Origin of the sequence: Bacillus sp. FJAT-22090, from assembly GCF_007676755.1 — a bacterium.
Lineage (GTDB): Bacteria > Bacillota > Bacilli > Bacillales_A > Planococcaceae > Psychrobacillus.
Genome location: NZ_VEBK01000007.1, coordinates 106104 through 128440, shown reverse-complemented (window position 1 = coordinate 128440; position 22337 = coordinate 106104). Strand labels below are relative to the sequence as shown.

The window sequence follows — 22337 nt, the reverse complement described above, 5'->3', positions numbered from 1 at the left end:
TATTAAAACCCCTTCGTATAATCTCGATGTCTTTCAATCTCCACTTTTAAGGAATCCATTCTATCTCCATTGAATGTATCCAGTACTGCTGCTGCAATTTCCCATGCAATAACTGCTTCAGCAACTACAGAAGCAGCTGGTACTGCACAGCTATCTGAACGTTCGATACTTGCTTTAAAAGGCTCTTTTGTATCAATATCGACACTTTGTAATGGTTTATATAATGTTGGAATTGGTTTCATAACTCCTCTAACGACAATCGGCATTCCAGTCGACATTCCACCTTCTAAGCCCCCTAGACGATTTGTATCTCGTGTATAGCCTTCTTCCTCACTCCAAGAAATTTGGTCATGCACCTGACTCCCAAACAAATTCGCCATCTCAAACCCTAACCCAATCTCTACTCCTTTAAATGCATTAATACTCATCATAGCCATCGCAAGTTTTGCATCAAGCTTACGATCATAATGAACATAGCTCCCTACACCTGCCGGCATTCCAGAAATGATTACTTCTACAACTCCGCCAATTGTATCACCAGCTTTTTTCGCATGATCAATCGCTTCTACCATTTTTTCAGAAGCTTCAGAATCCAAACAATAGACAGGATCTGCTTCTACTATTTCTCTAATCTCTTCTATTGTTTTTCCAGTCGCTCGATTTAAATCCGCTTGAATTCCTCCAATTTTCGTTACATGGGCAACGATGGAGATTCCTAACTCTTTTAGAAATTGTTTTGCAACTGCCCCTACCGCAACTCGTACAGTCGTTTCTCGCGCAGAAGAACGCTCTAATACATTTCGCAAATCACGATGACCATACTTCATGCCGCCAACTAAATCTGCATGACCGGGACGCGGTCTCGTAATTTGTCTTTTAATATCTTCTGGATCCACTTCTTCACCAAGTGGTTCAATGCCCATAATATTTGTCCAGTGTTTCCAATCATCATTGTTAACTACAAGACAAACGGGAGAGCCTAACGATTTTCCATGGCGCACTCCTGCCGTAATAGCTACAGTATCCTTTTCAATCTGCATTCTTCTTCCACGCCCATGACCACCTTGGCGACGCTTTAATTCTTTATTTATTTGTTCACTCGTAATCTCTAATTGGGCTGGTAACCCTTCAATAATGGCTGTAAGTTGTGGTCCATGTGACTCACCTGCTGTTAAATAACGCACAACACTTTCCCCCTTCAACTCGCTAAAGTATTTGTATTCCACTATAACATAAAATATAGTTCAAAGTATAGAAGAAAACCGCTCAATATTTAATTGAGCAGCTTATTTCTTACGATAAAAAAATGTATCTTCTGTTTCAAACCCGTATTTTCCTGGGTTAAAAATCTGCTCCGTACTACCAACAAATAGAATGCCCCCTGATCTTAGGGAATCACTAAAGTTTTGATATATTTGATCTTTTGCTTCTTCTGTAAAGTAAATCATGACGTTCCGACAGATAATAAGATCATAATTCTTCTCATATGTATCTTTTAATAAATTATGTTTTTTAAATGAGACTGTTTTTTTAATAGCATCATCTACTTTATAAAATAGCGCTTGTTTTTCAAAGTATTTCGATTTCATCTCATCTGGGACTTCTGCAAGGGACCGCTCTGGATAAATTCCAACCTTTGCTCGTTGAATGGCATTTTCATCTAAATCTGTTGCATGAATTGCAATTTGTGATAAAGGAATATGGTTGGATAAGACCATTGCAGTTGTATATGGTTCTTCTCCAGTTGAACAAGCTGCACTCCATATTTTTAATCGTTTGTTTTCAGCAAGCAGTTTGGGGAATATTTTACGTTGTAATACATCCCACCGTTTTGCATTTCGATAAAATTCGGAAACATTAATTGTCATTCTGTCCAAAAATTCATTCATTAAATCTCTATCTTTGTCTAGCGCTTGAAAGAAATCCACAAAATCTTTATACCCCTTTTTTTCATACAGTGAAGTAAGTCGTCTTTTCATTTGTGCTTCTTTATAAGCAGCAAGATCAATACCCGTTTTTCGTTTAATAGAATCTACAAATTTAATATAATCTGGCAAATTACATCGTTCCTTTCAAAAAACCTATATCTAGTATATCGCAATCATTTCATTTCGAATATAGAAAAAGACAGACAAATATGAACATTTGTCGGTCTTTTTTCTGTGAAAAGCGTGGAAAGACCATTATGTGCAACTTTTTTGTACATATTTAAATAAGGAAAGAAAGATACTTCCCAATTCATAGAGTAAGCTCTCGAAAATACACTTTTGTTCGCTATTTCGCTTCTTTAGTTTGTAAACGTTAACTATTTCTTTGTAGTTCCTCTACTATTAGTTTCATCATTAAATAACGACAACATGACATTATTATTGGGTTCTACTCTTCTAAAACGAAAATCGATTGTATTATAGAATCGATCTTATTCACTAAAAAATCTGAAACACTGGATTTATCGATACTCCAAAAAAGAGCCTGAAATGACAATGTCATTTCAGGCTCTTTTAAAAATTATTAGTTAATCCAGTTGTTAGCATCTTTCGCGTATGCTACTAATTCTTCTTGTTTGAAGAATAAGCCGATTTCGCGTTCAGCGCTTTCTGGTGAGTCAGAACCGTGGATAATGTTTTTTCCAACAGTTACTGCGAAGTCTCCACGGATAGTTCCAGGAGCAGATTCTTTAGGGTTTGTTGCACCCATCATAAGACGAGCTGTTGAGATAACATTTTCACCTTCCCAAACCATTGCGAAAACTGGTCCAGAAGTGATGAATTCTACTAATTCGCCGAAGAATGGGCGTTCTTTATGCTCGCCGTAATGTTGTTCTGCTAATTCAGTTGGAATTTGCATTAATTTTGCTCCAACTAGTTGATATCCTTTTTTCTCAAAACGACTTACGATTTCACCGATTAAATTACGTTGTACGCCGTCAGGTTTTACCATTAAAAATGTTTTTTCCATGAATAACACTCCTTCAAATATATAATGGATTAAATTTCTCCACCGTTAAAAATAGTATCACTATAAGCTAATATTTTCAATTAAATTCGCATTCGAAGCTGAACACTATCAAAATTTGCGTTTACTCATAAATAATGCAATATTTTGTAGAGATTTTTTAGCAGAATTCGAAGGCAATTGCTTCACTTCATCAAGTGCTTTTTGCAAGTAAAGATTACTTACTTGTTTCGCCTTAATAATTCCATCCGAGTTTCGAATCTTGTTTAATAGTTTTTGCTTATCTGTTTCCGATATTGTTCCTTCAAACATAGCATGTAATAAGTTGACAATAGCCGGTTCGCTTTTTGCATATAAAACAGGTAACGTTATATTCCCTTGTAATAAATCACTTCCGGCTGGTTTCCCTAATTGTTCATCGGTAGAAGTGATATCTAAAATATCATCAATAATTTGGAATGACATTCCAACGTAATAACCAAATTGCTTTAAATGTTTTACCGTTTTATCATCCGCTCCAGAAGCGATTGCTCCTAATTCGCAACTAGCAGAGATTAATATAGCGGTTTTTCGTTTTATTCGTCTTAAGTAATCTCGAACAGTTTGGTCTAAAAAGCGCTTATCCTCAATTTGAATAATCTCTCCTATACATAGTTCAATCATTGTATGGGATAACACTTCATGTGCATATGTATTTTGTAATGCTGTTATGTATTCTATCGCTTTGGCAAAAAGAAAATCACCTGTATACATTGCTACCCTGTTATTCCACTGTGCTTTTACCGTCTCTCTGCCTCTTCTAGTTTCTGCATCGTCTATCACATCGTCATGTACGAGAGACGCCATATGTATAAGCTCAATTGGAACAGCGACATTCTTAATGGATTCAATCGAATAGTTTCCGAACTTCGCTGCAAGTAAAACAAAAACAGGACGAATTCGTTTTCCTCCAGCGAGAAGTAAATGAAGAGAAGCTTCATTTAATAAGTGGGAGGAAGAATTCACAGCTACTGCTAGTTCTTTTTCTATGACATCCAAATCCGATTTTAAATCGGAATAAAGTAATTTCAACTTCATCTTATCCACAGATCTAAACCTTCTCCCACTTAAATATCTTTTTTAAAACCAATATGCCTTGCCGCCGCACCACCACTATATGGTTTGCTCGTTACACTCACCGCTCCAACTGCTTCAAATAATTTTGTTAGCTCTGCTCGATTCGGAAAGTCTTTCGCTGACTCTTGTAGCCAAGAATACTCTTTATAACTTTTAGCAAATAATTTACCAAATATAGGCATGATGAATCGGAAATATAAACGAAAAGCTGCATTAAACAATTTAGAGTCTGGTTGCGATGTTTCAAGACAGACAATCATGCCTCCTGGTTTTGCAACCCGATGCATTTCACTCAGTACTTGTTTGTAATCTGGTACATTTCTTAAACCAAAACCTATAGTGACATAGTCAAATGTATTGTCTTCAAAAGGTAATTCCATTGCATTCCCTTGCAATAATTCTATTTGGGAAATATCTTTCACCTTTTCTTTTCCTACATTCAGCATGTTCTGACTAAAATCGAGTCCCTTTACTTTACCAGAAGGGCCGGTTGCATTTGCTAATGCAATAGTCCAGTCAGCGGTTCCACAGCATACATCTAATGCGGAGCTACCCGTTTTAACCTGCATTGCTTTCATCGTGTCACTACGCCATATCTTATGTTGTTGAAAACTAATAACCGAATTCATCGAATCATAGTTATCTGAAATTTTCTCAAAAACTTCATGTACATGTTGCTCTTTAGATTTTCCCACCGTTTAACCTTCTCTCAACTGCTTTTCCAGCGAACATTTAGCCACCCGTTCTAATATTGCATGTTTTACATGTTCTTTTAATAATTGGGAAGAACGGACGTCCCGTACTAAATCGTTTTCTATCTTTTTAATCTCCGTTTGAAGTGAGTCCAAATTCGATTGTAATTTACGCGATTTGCCAATATATAAAGTAGACTCCGTTTGTTCAAAAGCAACAATCTCTTTTTTAAGAGAAGTAAGTAATAAAGCCTCTTTCATAATAAACACATATTCGTGAAAAGCGTAGTATTCCATAAACTGTTCAATAGGTTTACTTTCAATCAGCTGAATAGATTGAATAAGCTGTTCAAATGTATATTCATTTAAATCATAAAACCTTGTTTTATGCTCCGTAATAGAGGTGACACACTCGGATAATTGTCGAATCAAATCTATTTTTTTGTCCTTAGCTAGGAGTTGGTAATACTTCCCACTATAATAATCTCCCGCTAATACTTGTAATTGCTGTTCCTTGCTAGTTGCATTTTTTTCTTTCACTAGGTCATGCGCAGCAAGTGCTGAAAAAATGAGCGAAGTTGCAATGACAGAGATACGCTCTGATTCGTTCCAATCTTCCCCATTGAGTAGTGGTAAAAGTGTAAAAAACAAACGCTCTTCGTCAATAACAGGAGTTCCTGTATATTTTAACAAAGTACTTTGCCCGATTTGCATGAGAATATCTTTTTTATATTGCTCTACATGTTGTGTGATCAATGCTTCGTTCATACACTTTACTCCATTTCCCAATTGCGCTTACTTTTTATGATAATGTAGTCTTTTTATTTTTTAGATTCACTTTGAATAACACCGTTTACTGTGTGAATAGATGCTTGTCCTCTAATTTTCATAGCAGAAGTATGCTCAGTAAATTGAGCAATCATTACTTCACCTGTATCTAGTTTTTCAGAATGATGAAATTTTGTATCTGTGCCACGAGTGAGACCGATAACATGCACTCCATCTTCTTGTGCTTTTATAACGATAAAATCTGAACTAGACATTCTAATATTCTCCTTTGTAAAAACAGTCTTTTTTTATCATACCATATTCTAAAGCTTTCATCCAAAACTGTTACTTCATCTGTATAAAAGCTAAAATTTCTGAACGTTTCACTTCGTCAGTTTCTAGAATCCCTTTAGCAACAGCAGTCACCGTTTTCGCACCAGGTTTTTTAATACCCCTCATAGTCATACACATATGTTCAGCTTCAATTACCACGTAAACTCCGTGTGGATTTAGCATTTCCATTATGTCATCAGCAATACTCGAAGTAATTCTTTCTTGCAGTTGAGGGCGTCTTGCAGTAGTTTCGACGGCTCTAGCTAACTTACTTAACCCTGTCACTACTCCGTCACGCGGAATATAAGCGACATGTGCTTTGCCGTAAAAAGGAACAAGATGATGTTCACACATTGAATAAAATGGAATATCTTTCACTAGCACGAGTTCTTCATGATCTTCGTTAAAGACTGTTTTAAAATATTCTTTTGGATCTTGATGCAATCCTTCGAACATCTCTGCATACATTTTGGAGACTCTTTTCGGGGTATCAAGTAGTCCTTCCCTTTCAGGATTCTCCCCAACTGCTTCTAAAATCATTTTAACTGCTTCTTCTATTTTTTTCAGATCGACATTCGTCATCTGTTAACCCCCTAGACCAAACTAAATATGTCACTAGCATCTTAGCATACGAGACAAATATAATAAATATTTTTCACTATGTATCATACCGAATTATTTTATCATGTATCTTAATTGAAAAGAACGGCTACCGCGAAGCAAGCTTCACAATAACCGTTCTATGTACTACAACATCAGTTATTTAACTGCGTCTTTAAGTGCTTTACCTGGTTTAAAAGCAGGCACCTTGCTAGCAGCGATGTCGATTTCTTCACCTGTTTGAGGGTTACGTCCTTTACGTGCTGCACGTTCACGAACCTCAAAGTTACCAAAGCCGATTAATTGAACTTTTTCACCATCTGCAAGAGCAGTTTGAATTGATTCAAAAACAGCTTCAACAGCTTTAGAAGCATCTTTTTTCGAAAGTTCTGCAGCTTCCGCAACAGAGTTCACTAATTCTGTTTTATTCATACCATTCACCTCCTCTCAAAGGAAGATAGCTTTAATCCTGTAAAAAGAGTATCACAACCAAAATCCCTTCGCAACACTATTTACACGTGTTTAGGGAAGAATCCTTAAAAAAACGCCATTTTCACAAAATAACAGGACTTTTCGCATAGTCGCGAAAAGCCCTGTATCATATTTACAATATAAAAGTTACCATACCTCGGTCACCTTCATTGACCATTCTTTCGATTGTTTGGCGCATTCTATTTTTCGCAACATTCGAAACACTCTCTGTTTTATAGCGTAAACTTTCTTTCATTACTTCGACTAAAGATGTACCGAAAACTTGAGTTTGCCACAATGCGTCCCTATCATGTAAATAGCCATGTTTTAAATCTTTTAGTAATTGTTGACTATGGAACTCGGAGCCAATAAGAGGTGCGAACTCCGCTTCCATATCAACTCGAATAATGTGAAGAGAAGCTGCTTTTGCCTTTAAGCTAACTCCATAAAAATTATTTTGTTTAATAATTTCCGGTGCGGAAGGTTGAAAATCTTGTATGGTTGGAAGCGATACTCCGTACCCATGATTTTTGGCAGCCTCCAAAGCATCCGAAAACTTATTGTACGCTTTTTTCGCCTTAGAAGCTTCTTTGACAAATAACAGCCAGTCTTTTTTAGATTGAATAGGTTCTTCTAGCCACTCATCACATACTTCTTGAAATACTTCCGGCTTTAAGCCAATTTGAATACATGCGGAACCGCGACCTGGATTCGCTTCCACTACTTCCGCTGATTGAATAAAGGGAACTTGTTTAAATCTGGAAGCAAGCTCTTTCACATCTTTCATCTTGGAGACAATTTGTAGCCATTCCTGTAAAGAAGAAGTGATTGCATTGTTTACAAAGTGATCCGGCTCTAACACATCCGTCCAATCAGGCTTCATCAATTCAATATCGGTGATCGGAAATTCATAAAGTGCCTGTTGGAGTATGTACTGAATTTCCTCCGCAGTCATCCGATCTACAGCTACCGCTATTACAGGCACTTCATGTTGCTTTTGTAATTCTTCCGATAATTGGATTGTCTCAATATGCCCTGGATTTTTACTGTTTAACACAATAACAAAAGGTTTTCCAATTTCCTTGAGTTGCGAAATTATTTGTTGCTCTGCTTGCTCCGCTGCTTTTCTAGGAATATTGTTCACTGTACCATCTGTTGTTACAACGATTCCGATAGTAGAATGGTCACGAATCACTTTATCGGTCCCAATTCTTGCAGCTTCTTCAAATGGGATCGCCTCACTATGCCATGGAGTATGCACAAGTTTTTGTCCATCTTCTCCCGAACCAGTATTAATCCCATCGATCATATAACCAACACAATCCACTAACCGAATTTGAAGCCTTAATTGATCCTCACCAAGATGAATATTTGTTCCATGCGCTGGTACAAATTTAGGTTCAGCGGTCATAATAACATTGCCTGGAGAACTTTGAGGAAGCTCATCTTGCGCACGGATTCTTTCCGATTCCTCCTGAATATTCGGAATAACAACAAGTTCCATTACTCTTTTTACAAAAGTAGATTTACCAACCCTTACTGGACCTACTACTCCAATATACACATCACCATTTGTTCGTTCTGCTATTTGTTCATACAGTTTACTCGACATGGATACTCTCCTTTCTTCGCAATCTAATATATGCGTAAAAAAAACGTTTCATGCACGATGCATAAAACGTTTCAAGTTATTTATCTACCATAAAAATTGGTTCATTGTTTTCATCAACTGTATAAGGAAGTGAATATGCTGGTACGATAGCAAAATTATCTGTCAATAAAAAACGAATGTCTTCTCCAGGTTTTACACTGGTGTCACTTTTTTGAAGAAGTCGATTCAACTCGATTGAGTAGTCTACGTATACCTTCCCATCCCCAGTGGCTACTAGAGGCAGTAAAGTATCGGAATATGGGCTTTGAACAGTTAACTCACTTTTATAACCCATCTTTTTATAATCTAGCTTATACACACCTTCTGTGATTATTTCTGCAACAGGTCCATAACCATTTATCCCTTTGCGATAGTTAATGTCACGAATCGCCTCAGCAAGACGCAAATCTACCAATTTAACAGTTGGATTTTCTTCAACATCCATCAAAACGTATTGGTAAATTCCACCTGCTTCATATGAATTAGCCGGCACTTTCCCCATATAGGTTGGAACAATTTTTTTAAAGTCAATTGGATATTTGATATATTGGTCCGTATCCATATCCCGCGTTTTAATCGGTAATAGACCACTGGAATCTTCCTTAAAGCTATTAACTGCGTTTTGCACTGCATTCAATTGATCTTCGTAAGGCAATAAATTCTCTGGTTCATATCCACTTTTATAACTACATCCGGCCAATAATAGAATTCCCATTGTTAAAACCGCTAGTAAACTTAACTTTTTCATGTGAATCTCCTTACTACGCTTTTGTTGGATTAAAAATAATATAGATCATCGTAATGAAACCTATAAATAATAATATGTATGCTATCAATCCAAAGACAAATTTCAAGAAACGGTTTTTAAACTTATTTTTCACAAAAAACATCAGGATCATAGCAAGCAACATACTTCCCATAGATCCAAATGAAATCCACATCTTATCCATGGAGGATATTAATAAAACAGGTAACATAGGATTCCCACCTTTCTATCTAGTAAAGAGTATAGCACATCAAAAAAGAGTTGCTTTCAAACAACTCTTTTCTTTATGACAATTTTTAGAACGATTTATAATCATCCAATTCATGTTTCTTTGTTCGATGCATTAGAATATCTACCGCTTCTTTTGGATGAATACCTTCAAATAAAACGGAGTACAACGCTTCTGTAATTGGCATATCTACTTGCTGTTTTTTTGCCAGTTGATATGCTGCTTTCGTTGTTCTTACCCCTTCTACCACCATACCTATTTCAACAAGCACTTTGTCAAGGGAAGCCCCTTTTCCAAGCATATTACCTGCTCTCCAGTTTCTGGAGTGAACACTAGTACATGTGGCGATTAAATCACCCATACCTGTTAAACCTGAAAAAGTATACGGTTTTGCACCTAAACTTATACCGAGTCTTGAAATTTCTGCAAGTCCCCTAGTAATTAGAGCAGCTTTTGCATTATCTCCATAACCTAAACCATCTACAATGCCAGCAGCTAATCCTATTACATTCTTTAATGCTGCACCAATCTCTACCCCTACCACGTCTTCATTGGTATAAACTCGAAAAGAAGTATTCATGAATAGATCTTGAACTTTTTTAGCAGCGTCAATATCCAAGCTCGCTGCAGTTACTGTAGTCGGATGATGCAAAACAACTTCTTCCGCATGACTAGGACCTGATAGAACAACAATTGCTTCAACTTTTGGACTCGGCAACTCATCTACCAGCATTTCAGAAATTCGTTTGAAAGAATCTGGTTCAATCCCTTTTGAAACATGGACGAATAGCTTCTTCTCCGTTAAAAATTCCTTCATATCCCGACAAACTTCTCTAATCGCTTTGGTTGGTACAGCAATAATGATTGTCGATGCATGTTCAATCGCTTGCTTAAAATCACTTGTCGCTCTGAGATTGGTTGGTAAAAGTGTGTCTGGCAAATATTTTTTATTCGTATGATGTTCATTTATCTCTTGTGCTTGATCCTCACGATGTGACCAAAGGAGACACTCGTTTTTGTTATCAGCAAGCACCATTGCAAGTGCCGTTCCCCAACTACCAGCACCAAGTACTGTTACTTTCTCCATTAAATTAACCCCCCTTTAACACTTAAGTTCTTGCGCGAGTTATAATACGTATTGGAGTACCTTCAAAATCAAAGGATTCTCGAATACGATTTTCTAAAAATCTTTCGTAGGAGAAATGCATTAATTCTGGTTCATTAACAAATACAACAAATGTCGGTGGTTTAATCGCAACTTGTGTCGCATAGTAAATACGTAATCTTTTCCCTTTATCGGTTGGAGCTGGGTTACGTGCCACAGAATCTTCAATTACTTCATTCAGTACAGAGGATTGTACTCGAAGTGAATGGTTTTCACTAACTGTGTTAATAACAGGAAGCAGGCTGTGCACACGTTGTTTTGTTTTTGCTGAAACAAAAATAATAGGTGCATAGTCTAAAAACTGGAAATGTTCTCGGATAGACTTCGTCATTTCATTCATTGTTTTATCATTTTTTTCAATAGCATCCCATTTATTCACCACAATGATGACTGCCTTACCGCCTTCATGAGCATACCCTGCAATTTTCTTATCTTGTTCTTGGATGCCCTCTTCTGCGTTTAGTACGACTAAAACAACGTCTGAGCGTTCAATCGCCTTTAAGGCACGAAGAACACTATACTTCTCCGTTGTTTCATATACTTTTCCTTTTTTACGCATACCCGCTGTATCAATCATCACATAATCTTGTCCATCAAATGAGTATTCCGTATCAATTGCATCTCGTGTAGTGCCCGCAATATCACTAACGATAACACGTTCATTACCTAAGAATGCATTAATTAAAGAAGATTTTCCAACATTAGGTCTTCCGATCAATGAAAACTTAATTACATTTTCATCATATTCTTGGTCTTCTACATCTGGGAAGTTTTTCGCCACTTCGTCTAGTAAATCTCCAAGTCCTAATCCATGTGAACCTGAAATAGGAAATGGTTCGCCCATTCCAAGAGAATAGAAATCATAAATCATTTCACGCATGTCTGGATTGTCAATTTTGTTGACTGCCAAAACAACTGGTTTTTTTGTTTTATATAATATTTTTGCTACGTATTCGTCCGCCGCTGTAATACCTTCTCGTCCATTTGTTAAGAAAATAATTACATCTGCTTCATCCATCGCTATTTCTGCTTGTTGTTTAATTTGCTCTAAAAAAGGCTCATCACTGAGTTCAATACCACCTGTGTCGATAATATTAAAATCATTTGTTAGCCAATCTGCCGAGCTATATATACGATCGCGAGTGATCCCTGGAATGTCTTCCACGATCGATACACGTTCTCCTACAATTCGATTAAATATAGTTGATTTACCAACATTTGGCCTACCAACGATTGCTACTACTGGTTTTGTCATTACTTTTTCATCCTTCCAACTTCGTCTATTTTGTATTATACAACAAAAAGTTGAAAGCAGGCGACTTCTTTGTCGAAGTCATCTGCTTTACTCACATAATTATCCCAAAATAGAAGTATGAAATGTTTATGAATTAAGTCTTATTTAAGAGCAACGAGAATAATGCACTACGCATTAACGACTTTCTTTGAGAGTCATTATTAGATAGTCAATTGCCAATACTTAATGGCTGCGTATTTTAGGGATAATGCGTTGTAAGGAAGTGTCCGCTTGGATTTCCGCTGCAGGGCGGACGCTTTCCGTGGGGTGAGTGATGAGCCTTCACCGCCCGCTTAGGCGTTCGTTGTAAAGTCTCATCTTACTCACTTGATCCCGTTGGAGTCGCCGTCTTGCAACTGCAATCCATCAAAATTGACGCTTTTATCTGTATTTATTAGCCATTAAAAGTTAGTAAATGGCTTAGTGAGACCAATTGTCACTTGAAAGCAACCAATTCAATAGGCAACGCAACCAGTTTTAGCTTGAAAGCAACCAAATTGACAACGAGCGCAATCAATTCTTCACACAAAGGCTTGCGGACATTGATAACTATGCACTTCCCCTATAGTATCCGCTTCATCAATATGAATAAGAGGGTCCATTCAATATTGCGCAACAACTTAGTCGTTACTCGCAACTTTATCGACCGGATGCGCAACATTTTGAACGGATGGAACTTTTATGCTCGGATAGCAATAAATTTGTGACACATTGCCCCTATTAAGTCGGGAATTTATAATCGGCTTACTCCCAATAAACTTGCTATGTTATGAATTAGTTGCTTTCACAAGTAACTTTCGATAACCGATTGGTTACCCTAATCCATTTATTGGGTTTTCCCATAGGAAAAAAGGGATATTTTTTTCAGCGAGCCGATACTGAAAAGGAAGCTTATTCTATGATTTTCTCTGCTGGATGCGACTCCTGCCGAGGCCAACAAGATGTTGGTCACGAAGGCGTTGCCACACGATGTGGCGCTTTTAGCCTTTGTTCCTCTGTGGGCAAATGAGACAGCCCAACGACGCCTAAGCGGCGGGGGTTGCTCATCGCTCACCCGGCGGAAAGCGTCCGCAAGCAGAGAAAATCATAACGGTCACTAGTAAACGTATTGTGACGCATTATCTCTATATAGTTAACACTTATTAAGTTGTGTGATTCCCCGATTCACTTGCATATGGAACGTCCTATGTTCACGACTGTTCCAAAACGCTTTAAAATGAAGCGTATATTATTAATTCTTAAGTTTCGTATTTACAATAACAAAACTATAATAACTTATGCATAGATATTGAAGAGGAAGAGTAGCCCATCTTTTTATAAAGTCGAAGTGCATTCTCATTACCCCCAAACACACTTAAAGCAATCGAATTCATTCCTAGTTCTTTTACCCTTACTTGCAATTCTTCTAAAGCTTTAGTTGCGTAACCATTTTGTCTATATGCTTCTTCAATGTAAATATGATAAAGGAAGGCACGATTAATATCTTTATTTACGTTGAACCAAAGTAATCCTACTTTCTTGTTTAGGGCATGATCATAAATATTAAGCAAAAATTGATTTTTGGTAGACAAACCATCTGGAAGTAAATCCTTCATCATTAATTCTGATTCTTCCATTGCTTTATCCATTGGAAGATCATAGTTATTAGAAATGTCTTTTGCATAATCAGGTACCATAAAATCTAAATACTTTTTAAACTCATTATTTTTCATCTTTTCAAGCTTAATCATGTTTTCTCTCCTTTAACAACCGAATTGATCACTCAACCGATCCCTATCTGAAATAATCATTTGTAAAGTGAACAGTGTAAGATAACCGCGATTGAAGATAATGTATTTAAAAGAGACTGTTAATCCCACCTTGATCACTTTACGATGTAATCCATGGAACACTGAAATTATATTGGTTCACTCTTTATTCCTCCTTAACTATCCTCTTATATAATAAATTCGTAAAACTTCGAAAAAATCCTGTTCCTACTATTTATTTTAACTGTGATTAACGAAAAGAGGGACGGAAAGTGGATTTTTCCACTTTCCGTCCCTTTTAAAAACAAACAAATTTTACTTTATGTTATTTCGTGAAATCTTTAAGCTTGTCTCCTAGTACATCGCTGATGGAGAAGCCTCTTGATTCTTCTGGTAATTGATAATCCGCTATATTGAACTCTTCTTCGTTTTCGATTAGTTCCTTAATACTTAGAGATAATCTTTTTTCTGCGCTGCTTACTTCCAGAACTTTTACTTGTACTTCGTCGCCTTCTTTTAATACTTCTTGTGGCGTGCCAATATGTTTATGCGCAATTTGAGAAATATGGACAAGTCCTTCTACCCCTGGGAAGACTTCTACAAACGCCCCATAAGAAACTAAACGTTTTACTTTGCCTGTTAAAACAGTCCCTTTAGAAGCCTTTTCTTCGATTTCATCCCACGGTCCAGGTAAAGTATCTTTAATAGATAAGGAAATTCTTTCAGCGTCTCTATCAATTGATAATACTTTCACTTTCACTTGCTGTCCTTCCGACAGTACGTCCGCAACATTAGCTAAATGCTCGTATGATATTTGTGAAATATGCACAAGCCCGTCTACGCCGCCAATGTCTACGAAAGCACCAAAAGATGCAATTCGTTGGACAGTACCCGTTAGCACGTCCCCACTTTTAATAGAATCCATGGTTTTTTGTTTACTTACTGATTTTTCATCTTCCACAACTGCTTTATGGGAAAGAATTAATCGGTTTTTGTCTTTTTCAAACTCTACAATTTTAAAGGTTAATACTTTACCTTTATAGTCTTCAAATGATTCAACGAAATGGTCTTCTATTAAAGATGCAGGGATAAATCCGCGCACTCCTAAGTCAACAACCAATCCGCCTTTTACTACCTCTTTTACTTCTGTTTCAATAATCTCTCCAGAGTGGAATTGCTTTTCTAGCTTATCCCAAGCTTTCTCTGCATCCACTTTGCGTTTGGAAAGAACAAAATTTGCTTCTTCCACTTTTGTAATCATAAGCTCTAGTTCATCACCGATGGAAACGGCGTCGGATGCTTTTTCAATATGCAAGCTAGATAGTTCGCTGATAGGAACGATCCCATCAAAAGGTGCACCTTCAATTGTTACGATTGCTGATTTATCATCTACTTGTGCAATCGTCGCTTTTACTAGATCTCCCTCTTTAAACTCATGTGTGTCATTTAAGTTCATTTCTTCTGACATATGATATTCCTCCTTCACAACGTCTCTTCTCTATTTTATGCGAACTAGCACAGAAATACAAAAAGAAGCACTTTTGAAACAGAAAAATTCTAATTATTTTGTTTTATATTGCTCAAGTAAAGCTGCAATATTAGCCATAATGACTTCTGTTACTTCATCCGCAGAAGCCTTTCTTTCACGGTAAGGTTGCATATCAATAGCTTCACCATAAACTATTTTTAACCTTTTAAAAGGTTTATATGGACCGATAATGGCACATGGAACTACATTTGCCTCTCCTCTTAGGGCAAAGAAGCCTGCCCCACTAAAACCTTTACCGAGCTGCCCATCCTTACTTCTTGTACCTTCTGGAAAAAGACCGACTACTTCTCCATCTTTTAATAGTTTAAGAGCTCTGCGCAATGCATCTCTATCGCTCATTCCTCTTTTTACAGGAAATGCACGCACTCCTGGCAAAATACTTTTTAATATCGGCAAGTTGAACAATTCTTCTTTTGCCATAAAATTTACGGGTCTTGGAGCATTTATACCAACGACGGGAGGATCTAAATTATCAATGTGATTACTACATAATAAAATTCCTCCCTCTTTTGGAAATTTATCTGCTCCAATTACTTCAAATCTGTAAATTGGTTTTAGAACGCCATATACTACTGTTTTTGCAAAGGAATAAAGATTCATATTAGGCCATCCTTTCTTTTGCGAGCAACATAATCTTTTCCGAAACTTCATCGATCGTTAAAGAGGTAGTATCGATAAAAATTGCATCCTCTGCTTGTACTAATGGAGAAGCTTCACGTTCGCTGTCTAATTTATCCCGAAGAGCTATCTCTTCCATTAGTTCTTCCAAACTTGTATGGATTCCTCTTTTTTGGTTTTCTAAAAATCTTCTATTTGCTCTTTCTTCCACACTAGCAGACATAAAAATTTTCAATTCTGCATTTGTTAATACAAATGTTCCAATATCTCGTCCATCCATTACGATACCACCGTTTTTACCCATTTCCACTTGTCTTTTTACCATTTCTTTTCGTAAATCAGCATGAGCTGCCACAGCAGAAACAGAAGCAGTTACTTGTTTGGAACGGATCTCTTCCGTCACTTCTACTTCATCTAAAAAGACTAGTTGTCCTGTGGGAGAGGGTTTTAACTCAATAGTAGTCTTGTTTAATAATTTCGTTAAATTTTCTCCGTCTTGCAAATCTATGTTTAGTCGAATCGCTTTATACGTGATGGCACGATACATAGCGCCAGTATCTACATATGTATAACCTAATAACTCTGCTGTTTTTTTAGCTATCGTACTTTTTCCAGCAGCTGCTGGCCCGTCGATTGCAATCTGTATTTTTTTTGTCATCTAATTGCCTCCACTCTATTCGATCATAATTTTATCATACAACATTACGTAAAAAAAAAGCCTGTCAATACAGACTTTTTAGTCTAAATTCTTCTTTCTTAAAAATACTTGTCTTTCAAAACAAAAGCGAACAATCTGCTGTTTGTCTATCTCATCGGTACCAGAAAATTGCAAGGATGCCAAGGTGATAGAATCTCTATCCCAGATACGTATAACTATAGCTGTAGTGGACACATATTTAATATCCCCGTTATTAAATGCTAATGGGATTAATAAGGAAACTTCGTCGCCTGCTTTAAAATTCACTTCACGATTTAATATAACAGCAGTGCCTCCAGCACTAATATCATCTGTCACAAATTGATACTTTTCTTCTTCAAATTGTATAGATATATCAAGTGATGTGGCTACCCTTACAAAATCTCTGCGCTGTATTTTAATAATTTCTGCATCTCCTGGATAAGAAAGTTTAATCATTGGGATTTGACCTTTCCTTTTACCAAGTACCTCCGTTTGGAAGGCAAAAGCTGCTTTAGACTCTTCCACGTAGGACGCGCGAAGCTGAGTGCCATCCATCAAAAAGACTGTTCTATTAGAAATAGTATCTGTTGGGTAATCAACATAAACAAAATGATCATCTGAATCGACAATTTTGCAACGATACTTTTCAGCATTTTCTGTAAAGGTTGGTTCTAAAGTTAGAACTGTTCCTAGTTTAATTTTCATAAGCAACCCTCTTTAAGTGTCATAATATAATTATTATGACACTTAAAGCGTCGCTTTTCTATTAAAAATTATTTTAAGGTAGTTTTTCTGTGTGTAAAATTTCATGTGTTTGTGCATCAATATAAGTTTTGTATGTGCCAATAGAATCATTTCTTGTTAATACTTCAAATGCTAGCCGTTGTTGTAATTCTTTATTTTCAACATAAGCCAATCGTTCTTCTTCTATGGAAAAATCGCCTGAAAATAATTCTTTATAATCTAGCGGAACAATTTCTTGCTTCCCAATATTTTCTTTTTGAATATATTCCATTGCGTTTAAACCTAGAAGTTCCCCATTATCTTTGGCAATTTTAAGTTGTATTCCATCTGCATAGATTAATGCATCGTTTTCTTTATCTACTCGTGCAAACGCTGCATGCCAGGCTATATTATTTTCTCTATAGTCAACCATTTCTGTGTCGGTGTAATCAAAAGACTTCAAATAGGTAGAAGTCTTTTTCTTCATCTCTTCTACGCTAATCGTTGTTTTATCAAAAGGTCGTTCCATTAAATAAGATAATAAATGGCCGCCTTTTTTAGTAAAATCTGCATAGCCAATACGGATTCCTTTATGGAATTGTATATGATAGAAAGGATAAGGAGCATCTTTAGAGCTTTCCGTAATGTGAAGCGTCGCATCTTTTAACTCTGGAAATAATTCTGCAAATTTTTGTTTCATTTGCTCTATGGTAACCTCAGAGTCCTCGATATGCTTTAAATCTTTCTTTTTCTGTTTATCCGTTTCACTTGCCGTCATGGGAAAATCACTTTCGGTATAAGCTTTCACCGAATCTCCTAGTGTTTTCCAATTTTTCTCGTTTTCTTTATTGACTTTATTGTTTACAAAAGTGGTTACTATATAATCTTTTTTACCAGCATCTCTATTAGTAAAAGCCCATTGATCGGATAGTGATATTAAATTTGCCCTAGCATCCTTCATGCTTTTTTGCCAATCTTCAATTGGTATTTTGCCTTCTTTAACAAGTGAAGCTCCATTACCAATGCGGTTTAAATAATTCATCCATACCGTTGATGTTTGATGGTCGATTGGTAAAGCAGATATAGAATCCCGAACATCTGAAGAAATTCTCCATACATCTTCTAAAGGCTGATCCAATGCTTCTTTGTCTTGAAAAAGTAAGGTCTGATCGATTGAGTCGCTTAATTTTATTAATTTCTCAGAGGCAGATGTTAATTGATTGGAATACTGGTTGGCGAGTGCTGTTTCGAGACGGTTATTTTTAGATTGTACTGAGAAATGATACACAAGAAATATGGCGGCAGCTGAGACAATTATTATCCATGTAAACTTTTTCATCTGATCTCCTTATGAACAAAAAATATGCTGTCCGATTGTTTTTATTTGTGGTCTTGACCAAATCCATTTGCTTGTTGCTGTCTTTGGATTGAAATAATAAATGGCATTTTCAGTAGGATCCCAACCGTTCAACGCATCGAGAACCGCTTCTTTTGCACGTTCATTTGGCTCTAACCATATTTGTCCGTCTGCAACTGCAGTAAAGGCTAATGGTTGAAAGATAACCTCTGAGATTGTGTTAGGAAAGTCAGGATGTTCCACTCTATTTAAAATAACGGCAGCAACCGCAACTTGTCCTTCATAAGGCTCGCCCCTAGATTCACCGTAAACTGCGTTTGCTATAAGTTTTAAATCTTTTTCTGAGTATTTGGGAGGCAATTGCATATTAGTGCCTTCGCCTTTTTGATTTTTTACTTGTTTCTCTAAATCCTGTCCTCCATAATAAGTAAAACTGTTACCTTTTTTAATTTGTTCATGAACATATTCTTTATTGTATTCTGAAACGTTTACAAGTTTTTTCTTCGTTGATTCCCCTAGTAAACCATCGATTGGGAGCCCATATTTTTCTTGGAAGTTTCTAAGAGCCCAGTATGTGTTGTATCCAAATTTTCCATCTATTTGACTCGTATAAAATCCAATGTATTGAAGTCTAGATTGTAATTCAATTACATCATCTCCGTAGGCCCCACGTTCTAAAACTTGAGTGGAGAATGCTTGTGTATGCTCTTCTTCGTGTAAAATTGCATAACTAGCTGTGCAAAATAACAGGCTTATAAGAATATATTTTATTTGTTTCAAACGACATCTCTCCTTTTTATATAGCTTGGATAAGAAATGTCCAAATATACGAAAAAAATCTAGCGCTTGGCTAGATTTCTTCGCTCATATAAAATTGATGATGCTCCATTCGTTTTTTACGTGATAAAATATGTGCTTTTTTAGCTTTGGATAAACCAAATGCCCATAAAAATAACATAAAAGGAACTATTAAAATTAAATCTAGCCCTTTGATGATTAAAATACTATTATAAATAGTATGTAGCGCAAAGGATGCTAAAAATGCATACGCAATTTCGTTTTTTGCTTTTCGAGAAGGCGAAAATTTTGCTCTTCCGAAATAATACCCCATTACTACACCAAATAATGCATGACTGGATACTGGTAGTAATGCACGAAGGAATGCTTCGTTCATTCCGAAATTTAATAAAAATAAAATGTTTTCAACAGTCGCAAAACCAAGAGCTACACTCGCACCATATAATATTCCGTCATATGGATCATTAAATTCTACATGTTTGTAAATGGCAATAAGTAATATAAGCCATTTAAAAAATTCCTCTAAAGCGCTGGTAACCAATGCTTGATGAATAAATAACGAAGAAAATATCTCTTCTTCCTGAAACACATGTTGTATAAATAATATTGGAAATGTTAATATAGCACCATATATAAATGAGTGTAGTAATAATTTTGAAGGCTCTTTTGCGATCTCTTTACGCAAATAGAAATAACTTAAAAGTGCAAGTGCCGGGGCAATTGCAACGGAAAGCAGTATGAACATATGCGTACTCCTTCCAATAGATTATCTTTATTATACATCTTTTTATCGATAAATTGTAAAAATTACGGAGGTTTTATTATGAAATCCATTTTACTTATTCATACTGGCGGTACAATTTCTATGCAAGTACAAGCAGATACTGGTGCTGTGCTGCCCGCAGAGAATAACCCTCTTATTTTAGAAGGGGAAAAATTAAAACAATTCGCTAATATAATCGAAATTGAAGCTTTTAATCTGCCTTCTCCCCATATAACTCCTAAAGAGATGTTTCAATTGAAGCACATGATAGAGCAATATATCCAAGAACAGAATATCGACGGAGTAGTCATTACTCATGGCACTGACACATTAGAGGAAACTGCTTACTTTTTAGACCTAACTATTAATACTTCTATACCAGTTGTCATTACAGGGGCCATGCGTTCTTCAAATGAAATAGGATCAGATGGTCTATACAATTTAGTTTCTGCTATAAAAGTTGCTTGTTCCGACGAGGCAATGGATAAAGGAGTACTCGTAGTTCTAAATGATGAAATACACACCGCAGAAAATGTTACTAAAACTCACGCTAGCAATGTAAGCACTTTTCAGAGTCCCCAATATGGGCCTATTGGTTTTATTTCAAAAAATATTGTACATTTTCATCATACTCCTAATCATCGCACCGTGTTACCTATTGAAAGCATTTCAAAAAGGGTAGCCCTCTTTAAAGTGTATGCAGGAATGGAACCTGATTTATTGGAAGCATCTATCCAATTGGGATACGAAGGCATTGTATTAGAAGGATTGGGACAAGGTAATGTTCCTCCTAGCCTAGTTCCAATAATTAATAAAATATTGAGCAAAGAAATACCAATTGTCATTGTTTCTAGATGTTTTAACGGAATTGCTCAGGACGTATATGGTTATGTAGGTGGTGGGAAAGGTTTAAAAGATCAAGGAGTGATGTTTGCCAATGGACTAAATGGGCAAAAAGCAAGATTAGCTCTACTAGTTGCTTTACATAATCCGAACCCCCAAAATGCCATGCGTAAAATCTTTTCGATTTAGAGCAATGAAAAAAGCGCAAAGAGTTATCGTTCTTTGCGCTTTTTTTCTATTTCTTTTGCTATTTGTCCCCCATGAAAACGTCCATTTTCGATAAATATTTCGTTTGCATTATTTCCAGCTGCAATTACCCCCGCTATAAAAATCCCTTCAATATTGGTTTCCATAGTTTCCGGATTAAACGAAGGTCTTCCCGTAGAAGCATCAATTTGAATGCCCATTTGTGCTAAAAATGCATGGTCGGGATGGTAACCAGTCATTGCAAATACAAAGTCATTTTCAATTTTGTATTTACCATCGGGGCCTTTTAATTGTACATACTGTTGTTCTATAGATATTACTTGGGTATCGAAATGCATCTGAATCTCATCATTCCGAACGAGTCCATCAAACTCTGGTAATACCCAAGGTTTTATACTTGGAGAATACTCGCTGCCACGATAAGCAACGGTCACATTAGCTCCTGCTTTATTTAGTTCGAGCGCAGCATCAATCGCGGAGTTTTTGCCTCCAATTACTAATACATTTTGATCAAAAAATGGATGCCCTTCTTTAAAGTAATGTTTTACTTTCGGTAACTCTTCACCTGGAATCCCCATAAAGTTAGGGTGATCATAATAACCTGTCGCAATGATTACGTATGTAGAATGATATGTTTCTTTAGATGTTTTTACGATAAAATAGTCTTTTTCTTTTTCCACTTTTTCAACATATTCATATTTATTGACTTGTATGTTTTTTAATTTTGCGACTTCCCTATAATAAACTAATGCCTGGTTTCTCTTTGGTTTCCTTTTCTCTACGATAAAAGGAACATCTCCAATCGCTAACTTTTCACTTGTGCTAAAAAAAGTTTGGTGGGTAGGATAATTAAAAATAGCTTCGACAATATTGCCTTTTTCAATTACTAGCGTATTTAAACCAAGATCTTGCATGGATACCGCAGCAGCCAACCCACATGGTCCCCCTCCAACTATTAATACATCAACCTGTTGTACCACTTGTAAAACTTCCTTTCTCTTATTTCCTTACT

Annotated in this window: 24 protein-coding genes; 1 reads left to right on the top strand and 23 read right to left on the bottom strand. The window is 36.4% G+C overall.

The window, feature by feature from the left end:
• Positions 1-2: 2 nt before the first annotated feature.
• From aroC to prsW, 22 genes are all read right to left on the bottom strand, one after another.
• Entirely contained in the window at positions 3-1184 is a 1182-nt protein-coding gene (gene aroC / locus FS486_RS10775) for a chorismate synthase (protein WP_144511337.1), read from the bottom strand.
• A gap of 102 nt (positions 1185-1286) precedes the next feature.
• Positions 1287-2057, bottom strand: coding sequence for a CheR family methyltransferase (locus tag FS486_RS10770; RefSeq protein WP_144511336.1), 771 nt, complete (start codon positions 2055-2057; stop codon positions 1287-1289).
• Positions 2058-2511: 454 nt separating this feature from the next.
• Positions 2512-2958 carry a nucleoside-diphosphate kinase gene (gene ndk, locus FS486_RS10765; protein ID WP_142537214.1) on the bottom strand — a complete coding sequence of 149 codons (447 nt, stop codon included), beginning with the start codon at positions 2956-2958 and terminating at the stop codon, positions 2512-2514.
• Positions 2959-3066: 108 nt separating this feature from the next.
• The gene (hepT, locus tag FS486_RS10760; RefSeq protein WP_186321416.1) at positions 3067-4041 is read right to left on the bottom strand and encodes a heptaprenyl diphosphate synthase component II; all 975 of its coding nucleotides are present in this window, start codon (positions 4039-4041) and stop codon (positions 3067-3069) included.
• Positions 4042-4061: 20 nt separating this feature from the next.
• On the bottom strand, positions 4062-4766 hold the full coding sequence (locus FS486_RS10755; protein WP_144511335.1) for a demethylmenaquinone methyltransferase: 705 nt from the start codon (positions 4764-4766) through the stop codon (positions 4062-4064).
• Positions 4767-4769: 3 nt separating this feature from the next.
• Positions 4770-5531 carry a heptaprenyl diphosphate synthase component 1 gene (locus tag FS486_RS10750; protein WP_144511334.1) on the bottom strand — a complete coding sequence of 254 codons (762 nt, stop codon included), beginning with the start codon at positions 5529-5531 and terminating at the stop codon, positions 4770-4772.
• A gap of 53 nt (positions 5532-5584) precedes the next feature.
• Positions 5585-5806, bottom strand: a complete 222-nt coding sequence (gene mtrB, locus FS486_RS10745) for a trp RNA-binding attenuation protein MtrB (RefSeq protein ID WP_144511333.1) — start codon at positions 5804-5806, stop codon at positions 5585-5587.
• 70 nt (positions 5807-5876) lie between these two features.
• Complete coding sequence (gene folE, locus FS486_RS10740) at positions 5877-6446, bottom strand: GTP cyclohydrolase I FolE (RefSeq protein ID WP_144511332.1); 570 nt, start codon at positions 6444-6446, stop codon at positions 5877-5879.
• A gap of 177 nt (positions 6447-6623) precedes the next feature.
• Entirely contained in the window at positions 6624-6896 is a 273-nt protein-coding gene (locus tag FS486_RS10735; protein WP_144511331.1) for an HU family DNA-binding protein, read from the bottom strand.
• 172 nt (positions 6897-7068) lie between these two features.
• The gene (spoIVA, locus tag FS486_RS10730; protein WP_144511330.1) at positions 7069-8547 is read right to left on the bottom strand and encodes a stage IV sporulation protein A; all 1479 of its coding nucleotides are present in this window, start codon (positions 8545-8547) and stop codon (positions 7069-7071) included.
• Between the two features lie 76 nt (positions 8548-8623).
• Positions 8624-9334 carry a hypothetical protein gene (locus FS486_RS10725; protein WP_144511329.1) on the bottom strand — a complete coding sequence of 237 codons (711 nt, stop codon included), beginning with the start codon at positions 9332-9334 and terminating at the stop codon, positions 8624-8626.
• A gap of 13 nt (positions 9335-9347) precedes the next feature.
• Positions 9348-9563 carry a DUF2768 domain-containing protein gene (locus FS486_RS10720; RefSeq protein ID WP_260858078.1) on the bottom strand — a complete coding sequence of 72 codons (216 nt, stop codon included), beginning with the start codon at positions 9561-9563 and terminating at the stop codon, positions 9348-9350.
• Positions 9564-9648: 85 nt separating this feature from the next.
• Complete coding sequence (locus FS486_RS10715) at positions 9649-10668, bottom strand: NAD(P)H-dependent glycerol-3-phosphate dehydrogenase (RefSeq protein ID WP_144511328.1); 1020 nt, start codon at positions 10666-10668, stop codon at positions 9649-9651.
• A gap of 22 nt (positions 10669-10690) precedes the next feature.
• Positions 10691-12001, bottom strand: a complete 1311-nt coding sequence (gene der, locus FS486_RS10710; RefSeq protein WP_144511327.1) for a ribosome biogenesis GTPase Der — start codon at positions 11999-12001, stop codon at positions 10691-10693.
• Between the two features lie 1304 nt (positions 12002-13305).
• Positions 13306-13770, bottom strand: a complete 465-nt coding sequence (locus tag FS486_RS10705; protein ID WP_144511326.1) for a GNAT family N-acetyltransferase — start codon at positions 13768-13770, stop codon at positions 13306-13308.
• 343 nt (positions 13771-14113) lie between these two features.
• Complete coding sequence (rpsA, locus tag FS486_RS10700) at positions 14114-15256, bottom strand: 30S ribosomal protein S1 (protein WP_144511325.1); 1143 nt, start codon at positions 15254-15256, stop codon at positions 14114-14116.
• A gap of 93 nt (positions 15257-15349) precedes the next feature.
• Positions 15350-15937 carry a lysophospholipid acyltransferase family protein gene (locus FS486_RS10695; protein ID WP_144511324.1) on the bottom strand — a complete coding sequence of 196 codons (588 nt, stop codon included), beginning with the start codon at positions 15935-15937 and terminating at the stop codon, positions 15350-15352.
• A gap of 1 nt (position 15938) precedes the next feature.
• Entirely contained in the window at positions 15939-16613 is a 675-nt protein-coding gene (gene cmk, locus FS486_RS10690) for a (d)CMP kinase (protein ID WP_144511323.1), read from the bottom strand.
• A gap of 78 nt (positions 16614-16691) precedes the next feature.
• A complete protein-coding gene (locus FS486_RS10685) occupies positions 16692-17339 on the bottom strand; it encodes a flagellar brake protein (protein ID WP_144511322.1) in 648 nt (215 codons plus the stop codon).
• A gap of 73 nt (positions 17340-17412) precedes the next feature.
• Complete coding sequence (locus FS486_RS10680; protein WP_144511321.1) at positions 17413-18696, bottom strand: PepSY1/2 domain-containing protein; 1284 nt, start codon at positions 18694-18696, stop codon at positions 17413-17415.
• A gap of 9 nt (positions 18697-18705) precedes the next feature.
• On the bottom strand, positions 18706-19470 hold the full coding sequence (sleB, locus tag FS486_RS10675; protein ID WP_260858081.1) for a spore cortex-lytic enzyme: 765 nt from the start codon (positions 19468-19470) through the stop codon (positions 18706-18708).
• A 94-nt stretch (positions 19471-19564) separates the two neighbouring features.
• A complete protein-coding gene (gene prsW, locus FS486_RS10670) occupies positions 19565-20257 on the bottom strand; it encodes a glutamic-type intramembrane protease PrsW (protein WP_144511319.1) in 693 nt (230 codons plus the stop codon).
• A gap of 75 nt (positions 20258-20332) precedes the next feature.
• Between prsW and FS486_RS10665 the strand changes: the two genes are divergently transcribed.
• Positions 20333-21307: an asparaginase gene (locus FS486_RS10665; protein ID WP_313956989.1), complete on the top strand. Its 975-nt coding sequence runs from the start codon at positions 20333-20335 to the stop codon at positions 21305-21307.
• A gap of 23 nt (positions 21308-21330) precedes the next feature.
• Here the strand turns inward: FS486_RS10665 and FS486_RS10660 are convergent, their stop codons facing one another.
• Positions 21331-22305, bottom strand: coding sequence for a YpdA family putative bacillithiol disulfide reductase (locus FS486_RS10660; protein WP_144511317.1), 975 nt, complete (start codon positions 22303-22305; stop codon positions 21331-21333).
• Between the last annotated feature and the right edge of the window lie 32 nt (positions 22306-22337).